The organism is Shimia sp. R9_2, from assembly GCF_017743735.1.
GTDB lineage: Bacteria > Pseudomonadota > Alphaproteobacteria > Rhodobacterales > Rhodobacteraceae > Shimia.
Genome location: NZ_JAGHRO010000008.1, coordinates 24989 through 46195, shown reverse-complemented (window position 1 = coordinate 46195; position 21207 = coordinate 24989). Strand labels below are relative to the sequence as shown.

Sequence of the window (21207 nt, the reverse complement as noted above, 5' to 3'; positions counted from 1 at the left end):
TCTCTTCCCTCCTCATTTGCACCCTCAGTCCTGCATGGCCTTTTGCATAAACGACCAGAACGGCCCCATCAGATAAGCGCCAAAAGTGGTGCTGCGCCCGGTGAAGACCACTGTCACCGGCATATCTGTGGCCAAAGTGGCCTCATCTCCGAGCGTGGCCAAAAGTGCTGCGTGATCCTCTGCATCAATCTGTGCAATCCCGTCATAGCCCATCACCGTGCCCTCGGCATTGCGGCGGGCTTCCGGTGACAGCGAGGTGATCGTTGCCTGCACCCGCGGGTGGCTGCGCTGCGGGAGCGCCGCCACTGTCAACTGGCCATTCATGCCCACCCGTAGTTGATCAATCACCTGAGGGTGCGCCAGAAAAGACACTTGATGCCGCGCGCTTGGGCGGGCCAGTGTCAAAACGGTTTCCCCGCGTGGGATGACCATGGCGGCCGTGTCAAAATAGAGCGCGGCGACAATACCTGCTTCTGGCGCGTGAATCTGCGCCTGATCTATCTGAGCGCTCAGGCGCAAAATCTGCCGCTTGAGCCGTGGGATCGCCTCTTCGAGTTGCGCAAGCCGATCCAGCAATTGCTGACGAAACTCGAGTTTTTCGCGCATGACCTGCATTGCGGCCTGAATGGCCTGATTGCGCAAGGAAGACACTTCGGCCCGATCCCGCTCCAGCGCGGCTTCAAGTTCCAGAATGTCCTCGCCAAGCGCATCCATATCAGCGGCGCGAAAGGCCCCCTCTGCCCGCAGGCTGGCGTATCGTTTGTGCCGGGCCAGCATGGACAGGCGCTGCTCCTCGCGCCGCGCCATACTTTGCGAAAGATGGATCATCCGCTCTTCAAGCGCGCCTTCCAAGGTGGCGCTCATGTCGGCGCGCAGTTGCATGGCGGTTTGCATATTGCGCATACGCCGCACAGCCATCTGCGCCGCATCGCTGGTTTGCGCGCCATCGGCCGCTTGCGGCAGCCGGTCTGACAGCGCCGCCCTGATGGCCGCGCGCTCTTCGATCATCGGGGTCAGCGCGGCTTGCAATGTGTCCTTTTCTGCGCGTTCCTGATCCACATCGAGTGTCATCAACACCGCGCCACGGGCCACCTCTTCATGCTGGTCGACATGGATCTGCGCGATTTTTCCCCCAAACGGATGCTGCACCTCATAGCTTGGGCGGGCGGCATTCAAATGCCCGGACGCCGGAATGGACGTGGCCAGCGGAGCCAGTGACGCCCAGAGCGCAAACAACATCAGAGCGCCAAACACGACGATACTCCCGTTGCGCAGAGGGCGGGTGACCCGGGCTGGCAGATCGGTATTGGCCGGGTCGGGGGCGGCGGAAAATGCGGCAACGTCACTCAATGTTGGGGCACTCCCTGCAAGGTGACAGGGCGTGTGGAAATGGCAGCGCAATAAACCGACTGTCCATCAATGTTCTGAATATCAAACCGGTCGCTCATCTGGGAAATCACCGCCAAGGCCGCCTCATCTCCGGGCAGGTCGGCCATCTTTGTGCTGGGCTGGCGCAGCAGCTCGGCGATTTTGCGGATTTTGGCATCTGCCTTGGTGCGCCCCTCCTCAGTCACCGTGATTTCACAGCTCTGATCAGAGAGGAAACGGAACAGGAAAACCGCCTGCCGTGGGGTGTCCTGTGCGCCACTGGCCTTGGTGAGGGTGAAGAGCTCTGTTGCAATAAGCTCGGCCCGGTTTGAGAGATCCGCATCTGAGGCTCGCGTGAACTGTGCGCTGACCCAATCGGTGAGATCCTGCAGGCTTGTGTCGCGCAACGGCAGCTCAATGCGCCGTCGTCCGCTGCTCATACGGCCCAGAACCTCGCCCCGGGCACCGAAATCCGCCATGCGCCCGTTTTCTAACAGCAAAACGTGATCGGCGAGCCCCATCAAGCCGGATCGGTGCAGCACCATCACCACCGTTGTGCCCTGTTTCTTAAGGCGCGCGAGCACAGCACAAAGCTGTCGTTCGCCCGCGGCATCAAGCAGCGCATTTGGCTCATCCAGAAACAGATATTTGGGCCGGTGGTAAATCGCGCGCGCCAGCGCAACGCGTTGTTTTTGTCCGGCAGAGAGCAAATAGGGGGCCGAGCCGATATCCGTGTCATAAGACTGTGGCAGGGCAGAGATCAGGCCGTGCACCCCGGCTTTTTTGGCCGCCTCCACCACATCTGCGTCTGAGATGTCGGGCGCAAAACCGGCGATGTTTTGGGCGAGGGTGCCGTGGAACAGCTGCGCCTGCTGCGGCAAATAGCCGATGTGGGCGGTGTGGCTTTCGCTTGGCAGGGTTTTGATTTCTGTTTCATCCAGCCAGACGGTGCCAATGGGGCAGGGGGTTGCGCCGCTCAGCGCCTCAATAAGGGTGGTTTTGCCGCTGCCAGACGGGCCAATGATCACAAGGCAATGGCCTTTGGGAATTTGCAAGCTGATCCGATCCAAACGGGGCGGGGCGCCGCCGCCGCGAGGGGAAATAAGCCCGTCACATCGCAGCGCGCCGGACAGCGAGGGGATCTCTGTTCCGTTTATTTGCGTGGGTGCCGGCAGATTCAGCAAGTGTTGGTAGGCGGTATGGAAGGTGCGCATATCGGGCAGGGATGCAATGACCGTTTCAAAGCTGCTGACCGTTTTGGTCAAAATCAGGCTCGCGGCGATCATGCCGCCGGCACTCAGGGCATCATTGACCACCAGCGCGGCCCCCAGACTGAGGCCAAGCAGCTGCGACAGGCTGCGTACAAATGCGCTGGCTGCGTTGCTGCCCGCTGACAGCGGGGTGAGCTGATCTTCGATTTGGTTGCGCGCGGCCATGGTGCGCAGAAGCTTGGCGATCAAATTGCGGCTGAGCGCGGCGAGGCCGGGATGGGCGGCAAGATCCTGCACGTCTTTTTGAGCGGTGGCTTCGCCATCTGCATATTGCGCCAGAAGGGCGCTGCGATGTGCCATGAGGGCTTTGGAGCCGATGCGCAGCGTGGCAGCGGCGGCGATCAGAGCGCAGGTCAGGGCAACAAACCAGGGGTGAATGATCCATAAGACCGCCAGGAACATTGGCAACCAAGGCAGGCTTAAGGCTGCGGTCGCTGTCGGGCCGGAAAGGCCGGTTTTCAGCTGTGAGAGGGCGGCAATCCGATCCTGTTGTTCACGGGGCGTAGAGCTGAGGATCGCGGGCAGGCTGATCCGTTCGCCCCAGCGTGCGGCGCATTGCAAGGTGATGTCGCGCAACCCGTCGACCACAGATTGCAGCAGCAGTGCTGCGGCCGCGACCAGCAACAGCAGCGACAGGGTGTGAAGGTTGCCGGTCGGGATCACGCGATCCAGCACCTGCATCATGAAGATCGGGCCGATCAGCACGGCAAGGTTTGAGATCGCGCTCAGACCGAGGAGCGGGGGCAGCAACCGTTTGAGTTGCGTGAGGGGGGAGGCGTGCATGCTGGCCTCAGAGCAGGAAGTTTGTTTCGTCCAGATCGTCCGGATCAACAGATTTCAGGATCAAACGGTCGTTGCTTTCGCCGCCGGTGAGGGCGGAGAGGTCGATCACCGTGGCCCAGCCCTGATCCTGGATATGGGCCTGCAGATCATCATAGCTGATGCCATAGCTTGAGAGGTCGATCACATCGTGGTCCACCTCAAAGTCATGTATCATGTCGCGCCCGTCACCAGCGGAGGCGACAAAAGTGTCCGCATCGCCGTCTTTCCACCAATTGCCGCCCCAGAGGTGGTCATTGCCGGTGCCTCCTGAGATGGTGTCGGCACCGGCGCCGCCGACCAGTTTGTCATCCCCGCCATCGCCGGACAGGCTGTCGTCGCCGCTTTGGCCGTGGATATAGTCGCGCCCCGCGCCGCCCTCGGCGGTGTCAGCACCTTCACCCATTGTGAGGCTGTCGTTGCCTGCGCCACCGCTTGCAAAGTCGTCCCCTGTGCCTGCCATGATGCGGTCGCTGCCAGCATCGCCATGCAAGGCGTCGTCATCTGCGCCACCGTGCAGCGTGTCGTCACCGCCGCCGCCGTGCATGGTGTCGTCGCCTTCGCCGCCCCGCAGATCGTCATTGCCGCCCTGATCGCTGAGCAGCTGCGGGTTGCGCAGCAGGATCGTGCTGTCAGTATCCACAGGGGCGAATGGATCGGGCGCGCGCGGGTCGACCGCACCATCGTTGCTGCCGGTGCTTTGGGCTTCGGCCATGAATTCGGAATAGGCGGTGCCTGCAGCCCAGTCGACCTCTACGCGGTAGATGCCCCCTTCGGCGGCGGTGCTGCCATCCAGATCATGGTCACCACGGTTGAGGCCAAAATAGAGGTTGCCCTCGCCATCCATGAAGACTGCGCCATAGGCGCCTTTGGGCATGCCGGAGCTCATGCCATCATCATAAAGCGTCGCAGTGATGGGCACGGAGCTGATGGCGGGGCTGCCGCCGTTGGGCACATCAGACACATCGATGCGGTGCACCGCGCCCGGCTCGCCATTGCGGCCCGGGGATTCCACCGCGTAAAATGCGCCGTCCTGCGCGTTATAGGCCACATCATAGGAACGTCCGCGAAACAGACCGTCCGGCAGATCGTAGTTGATCGCCTGCGGATTGCCATTGGCATCAAGGGTGTCCACATCAATCTTGGTGACGCGGTTGAGGCTGGATTGGAAGGTCCAGAGATTCCCCTCGTCATCAAAATCGCCCACATAATCGGCCACCGGAGTTTCCCCGACCCGGTAGGCGTAGCCCTCGGCATCGACCATCACCAGATCCCGTATGGAGACGGGGTTGCCAAGCGCGTCGGTGCCATTGGCTTTGGCGATGCCGTAGATCAAATCATCTTCGGTGTTGAACCCAATGGCATTGATGCGCAGCCCGGTTGGGTGGCCGGCCAGCTCATATTGTTCGGTTTCCGGGTCAAACACATTGAGTTGCCCGTCGATCATCTGGAAGAGTTTGGATTGTCCGGGGGCGAAGGCCGCAACATGGGTTGTGTCCGCGCCGACGGTGACTTCCTTGAGGTAATAAGGCACGGGGCCATCAAAGATAATCTCGGAGTCCGCCTCCGGTGGGGCCACTTCGCGCAGGGTCAACCCGCCGGCCTCGCCCGTGCCTGAGACCTCAAAACTATGGGTTTCAAACACACCGGAGGTGGTCTCCACCGTGCCGATCACCTCTCCGTTCCAGAGCACCTCAACCTTGCCGCAGGCCGCGCCACCGGCAAGGTTGGCGGCCAACTCAAAGCTAACAGTGTAGGTTTCGCCAGCCTCGGTTTGAACCGACTGGCTGAGGGCGGTTTCGCCATCTGCCTCGCTCAGAGACCAGCCGCTTTGCGCTGCCATCTGACTGAGCGTGGCGGCACCGCCGCCGGATCCGCTCAGCAGGTTGTTGTTCTGTAAATCGCCGAAAACCAGATCGTGACCCGCCCCGGCATTCACCGTGTCTGCGCCCATTCCGCCGACCGCCACATCGTGGCCGTCCTCCAGATTGAGCAGGTCGTCGCCTGTGCCGCCGTCCACCGTGTCATCCCCGGTGCCTGCGTTCACGGTGTCGTCCCCTGCGCCGGAGGAGAGCAAGTCCTCCCCTCCGTTGCCCAGGACAACGTCGTCGCCGGCGCCGGTTGAAATCACGTCATTGTAGCTGCGGTTGGCGGCATCCCCGTTGGAGACAATGGCGTCAGGGTTATAAACCCAGCGCCCATCGACAAAGATCCACTCATTGCCCACCATATCCCCGGCGGCGAGGTCATTGCCCGCCCCCGATGTGATGGTGTCATCCCCGGCGTGACCGTTTATCTTGTCCACGCCCGCGCCTGTGGTGAGGGTGTCGTCGCCCGTCGTGCCAATAACCTGATTGACCGGCGTCTGCGGCTCGTTTTCTGGCATACCAATATACCTTTTACCAATACACGCAGAACATTCTGCGAACAGAAAGTTGATAAAAGGTAAATGTTCGCATTCTGCGTGAATTGGTTCGAAGAGTGACCTGAAAAACTGAATGTTTGTCGCAGGTCTAAACAAGGACTTACGTGACTTAGTGTCAGCTCATGACAATAAGATAGGCCATTGCGATAGATATAAGTAAGAACGCAGCAAGAGAAGCGTCATACCACCGCAAAGAACTTGCGCGCACAACGCGGAACCAAGAATAAAAAGGCCAAAGGAAAGCTAGGAACCTCACCATTCTAAATAGTGTATCAAGCTGCGACGACCATGCCGACGCTGAAATAAGGCAAGCGATGCCGACGAATAGAGCGGCAAAACCCTCAATGGTATACCTTCGCGTGATGGTATTGTGCCGTGCGCGTGGTATGCAAAGGAGGCACATCCACAGCGGCAAAATGATCAAAGTCGCAGAGAGCCCCCAAATAGGTCCGTTCACCGCACCGCCTCAATCGGGCCTTCGGCGCTGCCCGAAATGAACTGGGTCACATAAGGGTCGCCGCTGGCATCCATATCCGCCACGGGGCCGGTCCACTGGATCACCCCGCCATGCAGCATGGCCACATTGTCGGCAATCGCGCGCACAGAACTCATATCGTGGGTGATGGTCATGGCCGTGGCCCCCATCTCCACCACGATTTCACGGATCAAGTCATTGATGACGCCTGACATAATCGGGTCCAGCCCGGTGGTCGGCTCGTCAAAGAAGATGATGTCAGGTTGCGCCGCAATCGCGCGGGCCAAGCCCACACGTTTCTGCATGCCGCCGGAAAGTTCGGACGGGTAGAGATCCGCCACATCCGGGGTCAGCCCCACGCGGCGCAGCTTTTCAATGGCAATCTCGCGCGCCTCGGCTTTGGGGCGTTTCAGGCTGCCGCGCAGCAGGCGGAAGGCCACATTCTGCCAAACCGACATACTGTCAAACAGCGCGCCGCCCTGAAACAACATGCCAAACTGGGCCAGAAATGCATCGCGATCCCCGTGGGTGGTGTCTTTGCCATCCACCATGATCTGGCCGCTGTCCGGGCTCACCAGCCCCAGCACCGACTTCAGCATCACCGATTTCCCGGTGCCGGAGCCGCCGATGATCACCATGGAGCTGCCCTTGGCAATCTCAAGGTTCACCCCGCGCAGCACCTGTTTGGGGCCAAAGCTCTTATGGACGTTGTCAAAGCGGATCATGAGGAGAAAAACAGCCCTGTCAGCACAAAGTTCGCGGCGAGGATCAACACAGCTGCGGCCTGCACCGAGCTTTTGGTGGCCTGGCCCACACCCTGTGCGCCGCGGCCCGAGTTCATCCCGAAATAACAGCCCATGACCGCGGAGATCACGCCAAAGGCGCAGCCTTTCACAAGGCTTGAGACAATGTCATTCAGATGCAGGAAGTTTGTGGTGTTGCGCACATAATTGGCCGGATTGAAGCCAAGGTTTTCCGTGGCCACCAGAAAGCCGCCATAAATGCCGATCACATCGCCGATGCCCACCAGCACCGGCACCACAATCGCGGCGGCCAGCACACGTGGCGCGGTCAAATATTTCATCGGATGGGTCGACAGCGTCACCAGCGCGTCAATCTGCTCGGTCACCTTCATGGTGGCAATCTCTGCGGCAATCGAGCTTGTCACCCGCGCGGCCACCATCAGGCCCACAAGCACAGGGCCAAGTTCGCGCACCATGCCGATGGCCACGATTTGCGGCACCACGCTTTCCACGGAAAATCGCGAAGAGCCGTCATAGATCTGCAACGCCAGCGCGCCACCGGTGAAAATCGCGGTCATGCCCACCACAGGCAGGCTCAGCCAGCCGATGTTAAACAGGGCATTGAGAAACTCGCGGCCGTAAAACGGCGGACGGAAGATATGGCTCAACGCGCCCCAAAGGAACAGCGCCACATCCCCGATGGTGTTGAGGATCGACAGTGTGTTGCGGCCAATCGCATTCAGAGGTTTGAGCAGAACACTCATGACACTTTATAACGGCGCTGATAGCGCTGCCCCATGGAGGTCAGGATTTCATAGCCGATGGTGCCTGCCGCATCGGCCAGCGTGTCCACGGACTGGTGCTGTCCCAGCAGCTCCACCTCGCGGGGTTCTTCTGACAGGTCGGTCACATCAATGCCGATCATATCCATCGAAATGCGGCCAATCAGCGGACAGCGCGCCTCACCGGCAAACACATCGACCTTTTCGCCCATGGCGCGGATGATGCCATCCGCATAGCCTGCGGCAATGGTTGCCACGCGGCTGTCGCGCTCGGCAATCCAGGTGTTGGAGTAGCCGACGCTTTCGCCTGCCGGCACATCACGCACCTGGATGACAGGGATGCTGAGCGTCGTCACCGGCGTGGCCTCGACAAATGGCATCCCGCCATAAAGCCCCACACCCGGACGGGTCAGATCAAAGTGATAGTCAGAGCCCAGGAGAATGCCGCCGGTCGCAGCCAGCGAGCGGGGCACATCCAAGCCGTCGGTCATCTCTTTGAACGCGGCAAGCTGGCGCGGGTTCATCGGATGCTCCGGATCATCGGCGCAGGCCAAATGCGACATCAAAAGGGTCGGGCCGCGTTGCAGAACCAATTCGCGCACCGCGTCCCATTCGGGCGCTTCCAGCCCAAGGCGGTTCATGCCTGTGTCCAGCTGAACGCCAAACGGGTGCGCGGGCAGGGCTTCCACATGGCGCACGATCTGATCCACCGAGTTCAGCATCGGGGTCAGCCCCAGATCGCTGATCATATCGGTGTCGCCGCGCATATGGCCGCTGAAGATATTGATCTCCGGATCGGGTCCCACCGCCTGTCGCAGCGAGGCACCTTCTTCGGCGGCAGCGACGAAAAAGCGGGTCACACCGGCGCGCATCAAAGCCCGCGCCACGCGGTCCGCGCCCAAACCATATCCATCCGCCTTCACCACGGCGGCGGTCTCCGCGCTTGTGCGCGCATCCAGCGCCCGCCAGTTGTGCAGCAGCGCGTCCAGATCGATTGTCAAAGTTGCAGTAGCCATGAAGGCGTTTGTTGACGCCTCACCGCACAAGGTCAAGGGCTAAGACGTGGTGAATTTTCGGATGCGGGGCTCTGTTTCGCTGTTGCGCAACGTCCGCTGCATAAACGATCTCGATTTGGCGGCTTTGTGACAATTCCACCTACGCAATACCGTAGGGATACCGACGCGATACCGACGTCCCGTTTTGGCGCTGAGACGCCGTTTACCTTTTGATTCGTTCGCGCTAAAAAAGCGGAGGTCAGTACTCCTCCGCCCCTCCCTGCTGCCAGGGCTGCACAAGGTTGCCAAAGCGGGTGAACCGCCCCTCGAAGCTCAGCTCTACCGTGCCAATCGGGCCGTGACGCTGCTTGCCGAGGATCACCTCTGCTTTGGCGTGCAAACGCTCCATGCGCTCCTGCCAGGCGGCCATCTCATCCAGACGGTCATCAGAGGGCTTTTCACGCTCCACATAGTATTCCTCACGGAACACGAACATCACCACATCGGCGTCCTGCTCGATCGAGCCCGATTCCCGCAAGTCACTGAGCTGAGGACGTTTATCGTCGCGGCTCTCCACCGTACGCGAGAGCTGGGACAGCGCGATCACCGGGATATTGAGCTCCTTGGCGATGGCTTTCATCCCCATGGAAATCTCCGCGATTTCCTGCACCCGGTTGTCCGCCGTGCCGCGGCAAAGCTGCAAATAGTCGATGATCAGCAGATCAAGCCCGTGGGTCCGTTTGAGGCGTCGCGCCCGCGCCGCAAGCTGTGCAATCGGCAGGGCAGGGGTGTCGTCAATGAAGAGCGGGCAGGCTTCAAGGTCCTTTGCGGCCTGCACAAACCGACGGAATTCCTCCTCGGTCATGTCCCCCTTACGGATCTGTTCCGAAGGTATCTCAGCCGCCTCAGACAGGATACGCGCCGCCAGCTGTTCTGCCGACATTTCAAGGCTGTAGAAGCCAACCACCCCGCCTTCAACGGCCCCTTCAGAGCCATCCGGCTTGATGCCTTTTTTGTAGGCTTTGGCCACGTTAAACGCGACGTTGGTTGCGAGCGAGGTTTTCCCCATCGACGGACGACCCGCAAGGATCAGAAGGTCTGACGGGTGCAGACCCCCGAGCTTCTTATCCAGGTCAATCAGACCGGTGGAAATCCCGGCAAGACCACCCTCACGCTGATAGGCGGCGTTGGCGGTGTTCACAGCCTCTGTGACCGCCTTCAGAAAGCTCACAAAGCCGCGCTCTGAGGAGCCTTGCTCCGAGAGCTTGTAGAGCGCCTGTTCGGCCTGAACGATCTGCTCTTTCGGCTCCAGTTTGATGTCGGCTTTCTTGGCTCTGGTTGCAATGTCATTGCCCAGCCCAATCAGCTCGCGCCGCATCGCCAGATCATAGATGATCTGCGCGTAATCCCCTGCCGCAAAAGCAGAAATGGCCGCACCAGCCAGACGCAGAAGATACGCCGGACCGCCCAGTTCTTTCAGGCCTTCGTCGTCTTCCAGAAAGGCCTTCAGCGTCACAGGGGAGGCCAGATTGTTCTTCGCAATCCGCGCCGCAGCCACCTCAAAAATCCGCGCATGCACAGGCTCATAAAAATGCTCGGAGGTGATGATCGAGGCGACCCGGTCAAAGATGTCGTTGTTGGTCAGAATCGCACCCAGAAGCTGTTGCTCAGCCTCAATGGAATGCGGCATTGGGTCTTCTTCAGGTGCTGCCTCAGCGCCCGGATTGATACTCGAAATTTCGTTCATGATCTTGCCCAACTGCCCCCTAAGCGTCGGTTGTAACAACCGCACCTATGCCGGGCAAACTGTATGTTTCTGTGGAACACCTGTGGATAACTACTGTCCACCCGATATTGTCAAACGAAGCAGCGCCTCGTCAACATATAGGGTCAAAGCAGCGTTCTCACGCCTGCACGTCAGGCCGGCGTGAGACAGATTTTGCCGATGGTTTGGCCCTAGCCGTTCTTGCGGGCCTCTTGCCAGGCGCGCGGATCTTTGAGGAAGGTTTCTACCTCGGCCAGCGTCTCTTCAGAGAAGGCTCCCTGCGCTTTCGCTTCGGCCAGCACATCCCACCAGGTGCAGAGATAGTGCAGCGCCACCCCATGGTCGCCGAGCGTTTTCTCGGTTTCCGGGAAGATGTCATAGTAGAAGATCACTGCGGTGTTGCTGCAGCTTGCACCAGTCTCGCGAATCGCATCCACAAAGGACAGCTTGGAGCCGCCATCGGTGGTCAGGTCTTCCACCAGCAGCACGCGCTCGCCTTCGCTCATCGCGCCTTCAATGCGGGCGTTCTTGCCGTAACCTTTTGGTTTCTTGCGCACATAGGTCATTGGCAGCGCCATGCGTTCTGCCACCAATGCGGCAAAAGGGATGCCGGCAGTTTCGCCACCAGCGATGTTGTCAAACGCTTCAAACCCGGCTTCGCGCATCACGGTGACTGTCATGAAATCCATCAGCGTCGCACGGATGCGCGGGAAGGAAATCAGCTTGCGGCAATCGATATAGCTTGGGGACGGCAGGCCGGAGGCCAGCGTGTAAGGCTCATCGGTGTTGAAGTTCACCGCGCCAATTTCCAGCAGCATACGGGCTGTAAGGCGGGCAATTTCTTCTTTCGGCGGGAAGGCGGTTGGGATCATCTCAATGTCCTTTGGCAGCAGTTATTGGTCGGCGACGTTCCAGAACACGTCAAAGCCCGGATCAAACACAGTGACCGGCCCGTCAGAGCATTCAATTTTCTCTGGGAAAACGGCGGCTTCGGCGCCTTTGGTCAGCGTGAGCTTGGCGTCGTTCACAGGCAGCCCATAGAAGCTCGGGCCGTTGCGGCTTGCGAATTTCTCCAGATTCTCAAGCGCGTTTTCTTCTTCAAACACATGCGCCAGAAGCGCCATTGTGTTGGTCGCGGTAAAGCAGCCCGCACAGCCACAGGCGTTTTCTTTCAAATCGTCCACATGAGGCGCGCTGTCGGTGCCTAAGAAAAAGCGCGCATCACCCGACGTTGCCGCTGCGCGCAGCGCCAGGCGGTGCTCTTCGCGTTTGGCCACAGGCAGGCAGTAATAGTGCGGTTTGATGCCGCCCACGAGGATGTGGTTGCGGTTGATGATCAGATGGTGCGTGGTGATTGTTGCGCCCAGATCGGTCGCATTGTCTTGCACATAGGCAACACCGTCTTTGGTTGTGATATGTTCCATGACAACGCGCAGACCCGGTGTGGCTTTGCGGATCGGATCCAGAACGCGGTCGATAAACACCGCCTCGCGATCAAAAATATCAATGTCGTGGTCGGTGACCTCGCCATGCACACAGAGCGGCAGGCCAATCTCGGCCATTTTTTCCAAAGCCGCACGCACGTTTTTGAAGTTGGCCACGCCGCTTGCAGAGTTCGTGGTTGCACCCGCCGGATAAAGTTTCACGGCTTTGATAAGCCCGCTGGCATGTGCCGCTGCGATATCTTCGGGGTCACTGTCCTCGGTGAGGTAAAGCGTCATCAGAGGGGCGAAGTCCATGCCCTCCGGCAGCGCCGCCATAATGCGGTCTTTATAGGCTGCGGCCTGCGCGCCGGTCACTACAGGTGGCACCAGATTCGGCATGATGATCGCGCGGGCAAAATGGCGAGCGGTTTCAGGCAGAACGGCTTTCAGCATCGCGCCATCGCGCAGATGCAGGTGCCAGTCATCGGGGCGGGCAATCGTCAGGCTTTGGGTCATGCCTGCGCCTTACACAAAAGCAGGTGTGCTGGCTAGCCTTTGATGTGATGGTTTTGGGCGTTTAGCCTGCAAGCCGCCCCTGCTCGGCAGCCCGCGCCAATCCGTTCAGATGCCGCAGGAAGCGCGGCGCTTTCAGGCGGCGTGCGACATTGGCACAGAGCAGGGCGCTGACAAAGGGCCGCTTTTTCCCGCTCACCGCATCCAGCAGGCGGTTCAGGTAGGGCAAATGCCCCTGCCGCGCCCGATAAAGCTTGTAGAAGGCCCCGCGGCTGAGTGTTCCCGCCCCAGCTTTCACAAGAACCCGATAGAGGATTTGCATCTCGAGCAAATCGTTTTCGATCGCGGCACCGAGAAAGGGCGTGGGGAGAAGAGTGCTGTTGTCGATGGAAAAGAGGGTCGCATGCATCGCATCCAGAGCTTCATGCGGATCATAGATCACAAAGCACCGATCCGCAGTGGCGGCCATCTGAGGGGCAAACCCGTATGGTCCCTCAAACGCCAGTCGCCGCGCCTTTGGGAAACGGTGGTCCCAACCAGCCAGTCTTGGTGCGAGCGTCGCTTGCGGCTGCACCGCCACAACTTGCGCTTCTGGGGCGGCCGCAGAAAAGGCCGCTGCGGCATAACCGCAGGGGCCTGTTCCATAAAACACCACTTCGTCAAAGCGCCCAAAAAAGCCGTCAGCTTTGAGTTGGTCAAAATAGGCAAACACCGCCGGATCGCGAAACCAGGTGTCGCCGTTGCTGAGAATACAAAGATGTGACCAGCCCAGCTCGCGCACCAGCTCCCAACCCAGCGGCTGCCCGGTGTCTGCGCGTGATTGAATGCCGTCAATGGTTTCAAAGGTCACCAAGAGGACAGGCTTGTCTTCGATCAACGTGGCGCAATGTTGTCGGCCCAAAGGTTGGAAATGGCCATGTTTTTCAACCACATCCTTCAGCTGTCGCAGCCAAGCCGCTTTGGACAAGCCGAGCATTGGCGTGTCAAACCCATTGGGTGAATCCTGCATCTCTTTTCCCTTTGGCGCCCGGTTTGTCCGGTTGTGTGGCGTCCATTTTTGGCTCTTGCAGGACAGAATAGGAATCATTTGCGGCAGAAATGTGGAGCGGCGCGGTTTTTCTACAACTTTTGTCCCAGCCCCCTGCGCTTGACCTTCCTGCATGGGCTGTGCAGCCTGACCCGGCGATTTATGATGCGGGACACAAGGCGGGGACTTATGCAAGCCATTGAAAGTATTGACGCGGTTCAATCCATGCTCGCGGCAGAAGGCTACGTTTGTGGCCGTCCATTGGCCACGGTGGTCTTTCTGGCTCTGCGCCTGGGGCGTCCGATTTTTCTCGAAGGGGAGGCGGGTGTTGGCAAAACCGAAATCGCCAAGGCGCTTTCGGCGGCCCTCAATCGCAATCTGATCCGTCTGCAATGCTACGAAGGGTTGGACGCGGCCAGCGCTGTCTATGAATGGAACTTTGCGGCCCAGATGGTGGCAATCCGCACGGCAGAGGCGAGTGGCGGTGCGGACCGCACAGCTCTTCAGGAAGAGCTCTTCAGTCAGGACTACCTCGTGGAACGCCCGCTGCTCAAGGCCATGCGGCCTGACCCAGCCGGGGCGCCGGTGCTCCTTATTGATGAGCTTGACCGGACGGACGAGCCTTTTGAAGCCTTTCTGCTGGAAGCATTGAGCGACTTTCAGGTGACGATCCCGGAGCTTGGCACCATCAAAGCGCCAGAGCCACCCATTGTGATTGTCACCTCCAACCGGACGCGTGAGGTCCACGACGCGCTCAAACGCCGCTGCCTGTATCATTGGGTGGATTACCCAGACTTTGAGCGCGAGATGTCCATTTTGCAGGCCCGTGCGCCAGAAGCAGCCGCCAGTTTGAGCCGGGAGGTCGTGGCCTTTGTGCAGAAGCTGCGCACCGAAGATCTGTTTAAGAAACCCGGAGTCGCGGAAACCATTGATTGGGCCAAATGTCTGCTGGCGCTCGATGTTTTGACGCTCAGCCCACAGGTGATTGCGGACACGCTCGGTGCGGTGCTGAAGTATCAGGATGATATCGCCAAGCTTCAGGGATCAGAGGCCAAGCGGCTTCTGGACGAATTGCGCGTATCCTTGGAACCGGCCTGATGTTTCCTCTTGCCTCAAATATCCCGGGGGGTGCGGGGGGCTGGCCCCCCGTTGGGCGCAATGCCTGAATACCTCCCACTCGACATTCCGGATGACCCCAAGCTGACGCAGAATATCACGTGGTTTGCACGCGCCCTTCGCAAAGCCGGTTTGCCGATTGGTCCGGGGCGGCTGCTGGATGCGATACAGGCTGTTGAGGCGGCAGGTTTCACCAGCAAACAGGATTTCTATTGCACGCTGCATGCGTGTTTTGTGTCACGCCCTGAGCACCGCACCACCTTCGCGCAAGTGTTCCGGCTCTACTGGCGAGATCCGCGATATCTTGAGCACATGATGTCCATGATGCTGCCCGCCGTGCGCGGCGTGCAAGAAGATCGCACAGCCCAAGCAGGGGAGAAACGCGCCGCGGAGGCGCTGCTTGACGGGACAAATGCTGAGCTGCCGGAGGCGGAAACGCAGGAGGAAGAAGGCACACAGATCGAGATTGACGCCTCCATGACGATGTCATCAGAGGAAAAGCTGCGCACGCTGGACTTTGAGCAGATGAGCACCGATGAAGTTGCCCAGGCCAAGCGCATGCTGGCGCGGCTAAAATTGCCTGTGCAGCCCATTCAATCTCGGCGCACCAAAGCGGATCCTCTTGGCTCGGGCGTGGATTGGCGCGCCACCATGCGCAAATCCATGCGACAGGGAGGAGATCTCTCCGAAATCGCGCGCAAGAGCCGCCGCACGCGCTGGCCCAATCTTGTGGTGATCTGCGATATTTCCGGCTCCATGAGTCAATACAGCCGCATGGTGCTGCATTTTCTGCATGCCGTGGCCAATCAAAAGGGCGCGGCATGGGCGCGGGTGCATGGCTTCACGTTCGGCACACGGCTGACCAATATCACACGCCATCTCGCAACCCGGGATGTGGATGCTGCTTTGGCCGCCGCTGGTGCTGAGGCGCAGGACTGGGAAGGTGGTACGCGGATTGGCGAATGTTTGCACGTCTTTAACCGGGATTGGTCGCGTCGGGTGATGGGGCAGGGCGCAGTTGTGCTGCTGATATCGGACGGTCTGGATCGCGGCACGCCTGAGGATCTCAGCAAGGAGATGCAGCGTCTGCATCTGTCGGCGCGGCGGCTCATCTGGCTCAACCCTTTGCTGCGCTGGGAGGGGTTTGCCGCCAAAGCGCAAGGCATTCGCGCCATGCTGCCCCATGTGGACAGCTTTCGCGCTGGCCATTCCATTGCGTCTATCGAGGCCTTGGCGGAGGCCTTGTCTCGGCCGGATGACATCGGTGAGAAGGCGCGGCTTTTGCAGGGAATTCAATAAGCTGGCGTGCCTGTGTGCGATGGGAGCGAGGCCAAGTGGTCTTGTGTTACGCAAAGGGCTCCCCCATGTTCAGCCGAGACGAGGGAGGTCATCATGAGCCAATCACCTAAAGACGCGCCCGAGCTGGCGTTGGAGTGGCACCGCGCAGGGCGGGGTGCAGCGCTGGCAACGGTGGTGGAGACCTGGGGGTCTGCGCCGCGACGTGTCGGCGCGCAGATGGTGATCTCTGGCGACGGGCAGATCGAAGGCTCGGTTTCAGGCGGCTGTGTCGAAGGCGCGGTGATGGTCGAAGCGATGGATGCGCTCGACAGCGGCAAAGGCACCCTGCTGGAATTTGGCGTGAGTGATGGAGATGCTTTTGCTGTGGGCCTAGCCTGCGGGGGCACCATCAAGGTATTGGTAGAGCCTGTGGGGGCGGTTTTGAGCGAAGAGGTGCTGGCTGAGCTTGTAGACGCTCGCGCGGCCCGCAAGGCGGTGGCCTATGTGTGTGATGTTGAAACCGGAGGTGGCGTGCTCACCTCGGAAGGATTTGAAGACCGCTTCCGCATGGACCGATCTGGCGTTGAGGACGACGGGCGTTTTGTTGCCATCCACAATCCCCCTTTGAGAGTGGCTGTGGTTGGCGCGGTCCACATTGCACAAGCGCTGGTGCCCATGGCACGCATTGCGGGGTTTGATCCGGTGATCGTTGACCCGCGTTCCGCCTTTGGCTCAGAGGCGCGGTTTCCCGGCGAGAAGATCATCGAGGATTGGCCTGACGAAGCGATGGAGCAAATCGGGCTTGATGCACGCACCGCGCTTGTATTGCTGACCCATGACCCGAAGTTGGACGACCCCGCGTTGCACATCGCTCTAAATTCCAAAGCTTTTTATATCGGTGCGCTTGGAAGCACGCGCACCCATGCAAAACGGGTGGAGCGCCTTACAGAGGCCGGATTTGAGGACGCGCAGATTGCGCGTATTCATGGGCCAATTGGCTTGGACATCGGAGCGGCTAGCCCTGCGGAGATTGCGGTCTCGATTATGGGCGAACTACTCCGTGTGTTGAGGAAAGGCGCATGAAGTTCGGCTCTGTTGCCCTCGCAGAAGCGGAAGGTGCGATCCTCGCACACTCCTTGGTGCTGCCCGCATCAGAGGCCGTTGGTAAACCCAAGCGTATTCCGAAAGGAACCTGCCTGACCGCTGAGGACCTCTCAGCTTTGGGACGCGCTGGGATGGAAACAGTCACCGTTGCGCGGCTGGAAGATGGTGACGTGGATGAAGACTCTGCGGCCGCGCAACTGGCATCTGTTCTGCTGGAAGGCAAAGCGCGCGCGGGATTTCGGGCCACCGGCGCAGGTGCCGGGCGGGTCAATCTCTACGCCAAAGGCTGTGGTTTGGTGCGCATCAATGCGGATATGGTCAATCATATCAATAGCGTTGATCCCATGATCACATTGGCGACCGTGCCGGACCGCCATCGTGTCGATGCGGATGGTATGGTCGCAACGATAAAAATCATCTCCTATTCGGTGCCGCAGGCAGCGCTGGATGCTGTCTGTTCTGTGGTTGAGGACGCTCTCGTGTTGCATCCTCCGATTTTCTCTTCTGCGACGCTGATTGAGACCACAATCGCTGGCGATACGCCTTCTGACAAAGGTCGCCGCGCGATGGCTGGGCGTGTGGAGCGCATGGGTATGACGTTGTCGCCGCGTGTGCTTGTCGCCCATGAGGTCGGCGCGCTGGCCAGCGCGATTGAGCAGGTGACAGGTCAGGTTATTTTTGTGCTCACGGCCTCGGCAACGTCGGACACATTGGATGTGGCCCCGCAGGCTTTGCGTGAGGCCGGGGGCACTGTGGAGCGCTTTGGCATGCCGGTGGATCCGGGAAACCTTTTGTTTCTTGGCCGCTTGGGTGAAAAGCCGGTGATCGGTTTGCCAGGCTGCGCCCGATCTCCGGCGCTAAATGGTGCGGATTGGGTTTTGGAACGCGTTGTCTGTGGCGAAGAGGTCAGCCACAGTGACATCGCGGCCATGGGAGTTGGCGGATTACTCAAAGAGATCCCAACGCGCCCCATGCCACGCGAGAAAGGTGTTTAACCGCAGCAGCAGGCTCGGTTTTTTATGCACATACGACCAATGTCTAAACGCATTCTCCCGATCCTTTGAAAAAGCGGGTTCTCAATCGCCAAGGGGGCTGCTTTACTCCTGAGCAATGACAAAGCCACTAATGCGGGAGGAGCCAATGTCACAGGTCACCATGACTGTGAACGGCAAGCAAATGTCCGGAGATGCCGAAGGACGCACTTTGCTCAGTCAATTTTTGAGAGAAACCCTGGGCCTGACAGGCACACACGTTGGATGCGACACAAGCCAATGCGGCGCTTGCGTTGTGCATGTGGATGGCGTTGCAGTGAAATCCTGCACTATGCTGGCCATGGAGGCAGACGGGGCAGACGTATCGACCATCGAAGGTCAGGCTGCGGCTGATGGCACATTGAATGCTCTGCAGCAGGCCTTTCAGGATCATCACGGTCTTCAGTGCGGCTTTTGCACGCCGGGCATGATCATGTCCGCAGCAGACCTGCTCAAAGCCAACCCCAAGCCAACCGAGGCAGAGGTGCGCCATCATCTGGAAGGCAATATCTGCCGCTGCACAGGCTACCACAATATCGTCAAGGCGATCATGGCGGCCAGCGGTCAGGACGTGAGCAGCATTGCTGCCGAATAAGACTGTTCGCTGCGCAGGAGGAGGCGCGGACGAACGTGTTTGAGATCACGGACCGGGCGTCGAGAGCCGCAAGATGCGCGCACCACCCCGGTTATTAGGGAGGAAAGACATGCCAAAAGATCATGGCATCGGCGCCAGCCCCAAGCGGCGCGAAGACGTGCGGTTCCTGAGTGGGACCGGCAACTATACGGACGATATCAATGTGAGCGGGCAGGCCTATGTGCACTTCCTGCGCTCCGATGTTGCGCATGGCCGGATCACGTCCATCAACACCGAAGCCGCCGCGGCCATGCCAGGCGTCTTGAAGATTTTCACCGGTGCGGATTTTGAAGGTGTGGGTGGCATTCCTTGTGGCTGGCAGGTGACGGACCGTCACGGCGAGCCGATGCAGGAACCCGCGCACCCGGTGCTGGCGCAAGGCAAGGTGCGTTATGTTGGCGATCAGATCGCCGCTGTGGTTGCCGAAACGCTTGAGCAGGCGCGCGATGCGGCTGAGGCCATCGAAGTTGATCTGGAGGAGCTGCCAGCCGTTGTGGACATGAAAGCCGCGCTGGCGGACGGGGCCACCAAGGTTCACGACGATTTGACCTCCAATCTTTGCTATGACTGGGGATTTGTTGAAGAAAACAAACCTGCGGTTGATGCGGCCTTTGAGGCGGCGGCGCATGTGACCACATTGGAGCTGCGCAACAACCGGCTTGTTGCCAACCCGATGGAACCACGCGTTGCGATTGGTGATTTCAACCGTGGCACCGGTGACAGCACGCTTTACACCACAAGTCAGAACCCCCATGTAATCCGCCTTCTGATGGGCGCATTTGTGTTGGGCATTCCTGAGCATAAATTGCGCGTGGTTGCGCCGGACGTTGGTGGCGGGTTTGGGACCAAGATCTTCCACTACGCCGAAGAAGCGTTCTGCACCTTTGCGGCCAAAGCGCTGAACCGTGCGGTGAAATGGACCTCAACCCGGTCTGAAGCCTTCATTTCTGATGCGCATGGCCGCGACCACGTGACCAAGATCGAATTGGCGCTGGATGCGGAAAACAACTTCACGGCCATTCGCACCGATACCCATGCGAACATGGGGGCCTACCTCAGCACCTTCGCGCCATCGGTTCCGACTTGGCTGCATGGCACGCTCATGGCGGGGAACTACAAGACGCCCTTGATTTATGTAAACGTCAAAGCGGTCTTCACCAATACGGTGCCTGTTGACGCCTATCGCGGCGCGGGTCGCCCGGAAGCGACCTATCAGCTGGAGCGGGTGATCGACAAAGCCGCACGCGAGCTTGGAGTTGATCCGATCGCGCTGCGCCGCCAGAATTTCATCACGGAGTTCCCCTATGCCACGCCGGTGGCGGTCGAATATGACACCGGTGATTATCACGGCACCATGGATGCACTTGAGAAGATCGCTGATTTCTCGGGCTTCGAAGCGCGCCGCAAAGAAAGCGAAGCGCGTGGTAAACTGCGTGGCCTTGGTGTGAATTGCTACATTGAGGCTTGCGGCATCGCGCCGTCCAATCTGGTTGGTCAGCTTGGTGCGCGGGCGGGTCTTTATGAGAGTGCAACGGTCCGTGTGAATGCGACCGGTGGTCTGGTCGTCATGACAGGCAGCCACAGCCATGGGCAGGGGCATGAGACCTCCTTCCCGCAGGTGATTGCCGAAATGATTGGTATCGACGAAAGCATGGTCGAGATCGAGCATGGCGACACCGACAAAGCCCCAATGGGGATGGGTACCTATGGCTCCCGCTCGCTTGCGGTTGGTGGCTCTGCGATGGTCCGCGCGACCGAGAAGATCATTGCCAAAACCAAGAAAATCGCCGCACACCTGCTTGAAGCTGCTGAAGCGGACATCGAGTTGAAAGACGGTACATTCTCCGTCGCGGGCACGGACAAATCCGTGGCCTGGGGTGATGTGACACTGGCCGCTTATGTGCCTCATAACTACCCATTGGAGGACATTGAGCCGGGCCTGGAAGAGACGGCGTTTTATGATCCGGCTAACTTCACATATCCTTCCGGCGCTTATGCCTGTGAGGTTGAAGTGGATCCGGAGACCGGGAAAGTCACCATCGAGGCGTTCTCTGCCGCAGATGACTTTGGCAATGTTGTGAACCCGATGATCGTTGATGGTCAGGTTCACGGCGGTATCGGCCAAGGCATCGGTCAGGCGCTGTTGGAAAACGCGGCTTATGATGAAAACGGTCAGCTCTTGAGCGCGTCTTACATGGATTACGCGATGCCGCGTGCCAGCGATGTGCCGTTCTACAGTGTCGACCACTCCAGCCAGACGCCTTGTACGCATAACCCACTGGGCGTGAAAGGCTGTGGCGAGGCTGGTGCAATCGGTTCACCACCCGCAGTTGTCAACGCTGTGGTTGACGCGCTGCAATCCGGTGGCCACAAAGTTGATCATGTAGATATGCCCGTGTCGCCATCGCGCGTCTGGGCGGCGATGAACGCCTAAGGA

Annotated in this window: 16 protein-coding genes; 6 read left to right on the top strand and 10 right to left on the bottom strand. The window is 59.5% G+C overall.

Annotated elements, in window-relative coordinates; genetic code table 11:
• Positions 1–24 precede the first annotated feature (24 nt).
• The 10 genes from J7400_RS17090 to J7400_RS17045 all read right to left on the bottom strand — a co-directional run bounded on the left by J7400_RS17090 (position 25) and on the right by J7400_RS17045 (position 13589).
• On the bottom strand, positions 25–1350 hold the full coding sequence (locus J7400_RS17090; protein ID WP_209065302.1) for an HlyD family efflux transporter periplasmic adaptor subunit: 1326 nt from the start codon (positions 1348–1350) through the stop codon (positions 25–27).
• Positions 1347–3422, bottom strand: a complete 2076-nt coding sequence (locus tag J7400_RS17085; RefSeq protein ID WP_209065301.1) for an ATP-binding cassette domain-containing protein — start codon at positions 3420–3422, stop codon at positions 1347–1349. The genes J7400_RS17090 and J7400_RS17085 overlap by 4 nt, the downstream gene beginning before the upstream one ends.
• Positions 3423–3429: 7 nt before the next feature.
• Entirely contained in the window at positions 3430–5844 is a 2415-nt protein-coding gene (locus J7400_RS17080; protein WP_209065300.1) for a calcium-binding protein, read from the bottom strand.
• 492 nt (positions 5845–6336) lie between these two features.
• Positions 6337–7083 (bottom strand): ATP-binding cassette domain-containing protein, encoded by a 747-nt coding sequence (locus tag J7400_RS17075; protein WP_209065299.1) that lies wholly within the window; start codon positions 7081–7083, stop codon positions 6337–6339.
• The gene (locus J7400_RS17070) at positions 7080–7865 is read right to left on the bottom strand and encodes an ABC transporter permease (protein WP_209065298.1); all 786 of its coding nucleotides are present in this window, start codon (positions 7863–7865) and stop codon (positions 7080–7082) included. Before J7400_RS17070 ends, J7400_RS17075 begins: the two co-directional genes overlap by 4 nt.
• The gene (alr, locus tag J7400_RS17065) at positions 7862–8899 is read right to left on the bottom strand and encodes an alanine racemase (protein WP_209065297.1); all 1038 of its coding nucleotides are present in this window, start codon (positions 8897–8899) and stop codon (positions 7862–7864) included. The genes J7400_RS17070 and alr overlap by 4 nt, the downstream gene beginning before the upstream one ends.
• A 238-nt stretch (positions 8900–9137) precedes the next feature.
• Positions 9138–10625, bottom strand: a complete 1488-nt coding sequence (locus tag J7400_RS17060) for a replicative DNA helicase (RefSeq protein ID WP_209065296.1) — start codon at positions 10623–10625, stop codon at positions 9138–9140.
• A gap of 209 nt (positions 10626–10834) precedes the next feature.
• Positions 10835–11515 carry an orotate phosphoribosyltransferase gene (locus J7400_RS17055; protein WP_209065295.1) on the bottom strand — a complete coding sequence of 227 codons (681 nt, stop codon included), beginning with the start codon at positions 11513–11515 and terminating at the stop codon, positions 10835–10837.
• A gap of 21 nt (positions 11516–11536) precedes the next feature.
• Positions 11537–12583, bottom strand: a complete 1047-nt coding sequence (gene pyrC, locus J7400_RS17050) for a dihydroorotase (RefSeq protein ID WP_209065294.1) — start codon at positions 12581–12583, stop codon at positions 11537–11539.
• Between the two features lie 61 nt (positions 12584–12644).
• A complete protein-coding gene (locus J7400_RS17045) occupies positions 12645–13589 on the bottom strand; it encodes a phosphoadenosine phosphosulfate reductase (protein WP_209065293.1) in 945 nt (314 codons plus the stop codon).
• A gap of 207 nt (positions 13590–13796) precedes the next feature.
• On the opposite strand from J7400_RS17045, the gene J7400_RS17040 reads away from it, so the two are divergent.
• The 6 genes from J7400_RS17040 (at position 13797) to J7400_RS17015 (ending at position 21204) form a co-directional block, all read left to right on the top strand.
• Positions 13797–14705, top strand: coding sequence for a MoxR family ATPase (locus tag J7400_RS17040; protein ID WP_209065292.1), 909 nt, complete (start codon positions 13797–13799; stop codon positions 14703–14705).
• A gap of 60 nt (positions 14706–14765) precedes the next feature.
• Positions 14766–16022, top strand: a complete 1257-nt coding sequence (locus tag J7400_RS17035; RefSeq protein ID WP_209065291.1) for a VWA domain-containing protein — start codon at positions 14766–14768, stop codon at positions 16020–16022.
• A 93-nt stretch (positions 16023–16115) separates the two neighbouring features.
• On the top strand, positions 16116–17084 hold the full coding sequence (locus J7400_RS17030; RefSeq protein WP_209065290.1) for an XdhC family protein: 969 nt from the start codon (positions 16116–16118) through the stop codon (positions 17082–17084).
• Complete coding sequence (locus tag J7400_RS17025) at positions 17081–18100, top strand: molybdopterin-binding protein (protein WP_209065289.1); 1020 nt, start codon at positions 17081–17083, stop codon at positions 18098–18100. The genes J7400_RS17030 and J7400_RS17025 overlap by 4 nt, the downstream gene beginning before the upstream one ends.
• Positions 18101–18245: 145 nt before the next feature.
• Positions 18246–18731, top strand: a complete 486-nt coding sequence (locus J7400_RS17020; protein WP_209065288.1) for a (2Fe-2S)-binding protein — start codon at positions 18246–18248, stop codon at positions 18729–18731.
• 109 nt (positions 18732–18840) lie between these two features.
• Entirely contained in the window at positions 18841–21204 is a 2364-nt protein-coding gene (locus J7400_RS17015; RefSeq protein ID WP_209065287.1) for a xanthine dehydrogenase family protein molybdopterin-binding subunit, read from the top strand.
• Positions 21205–21207 lie beyond the last annotated feature (3 nt).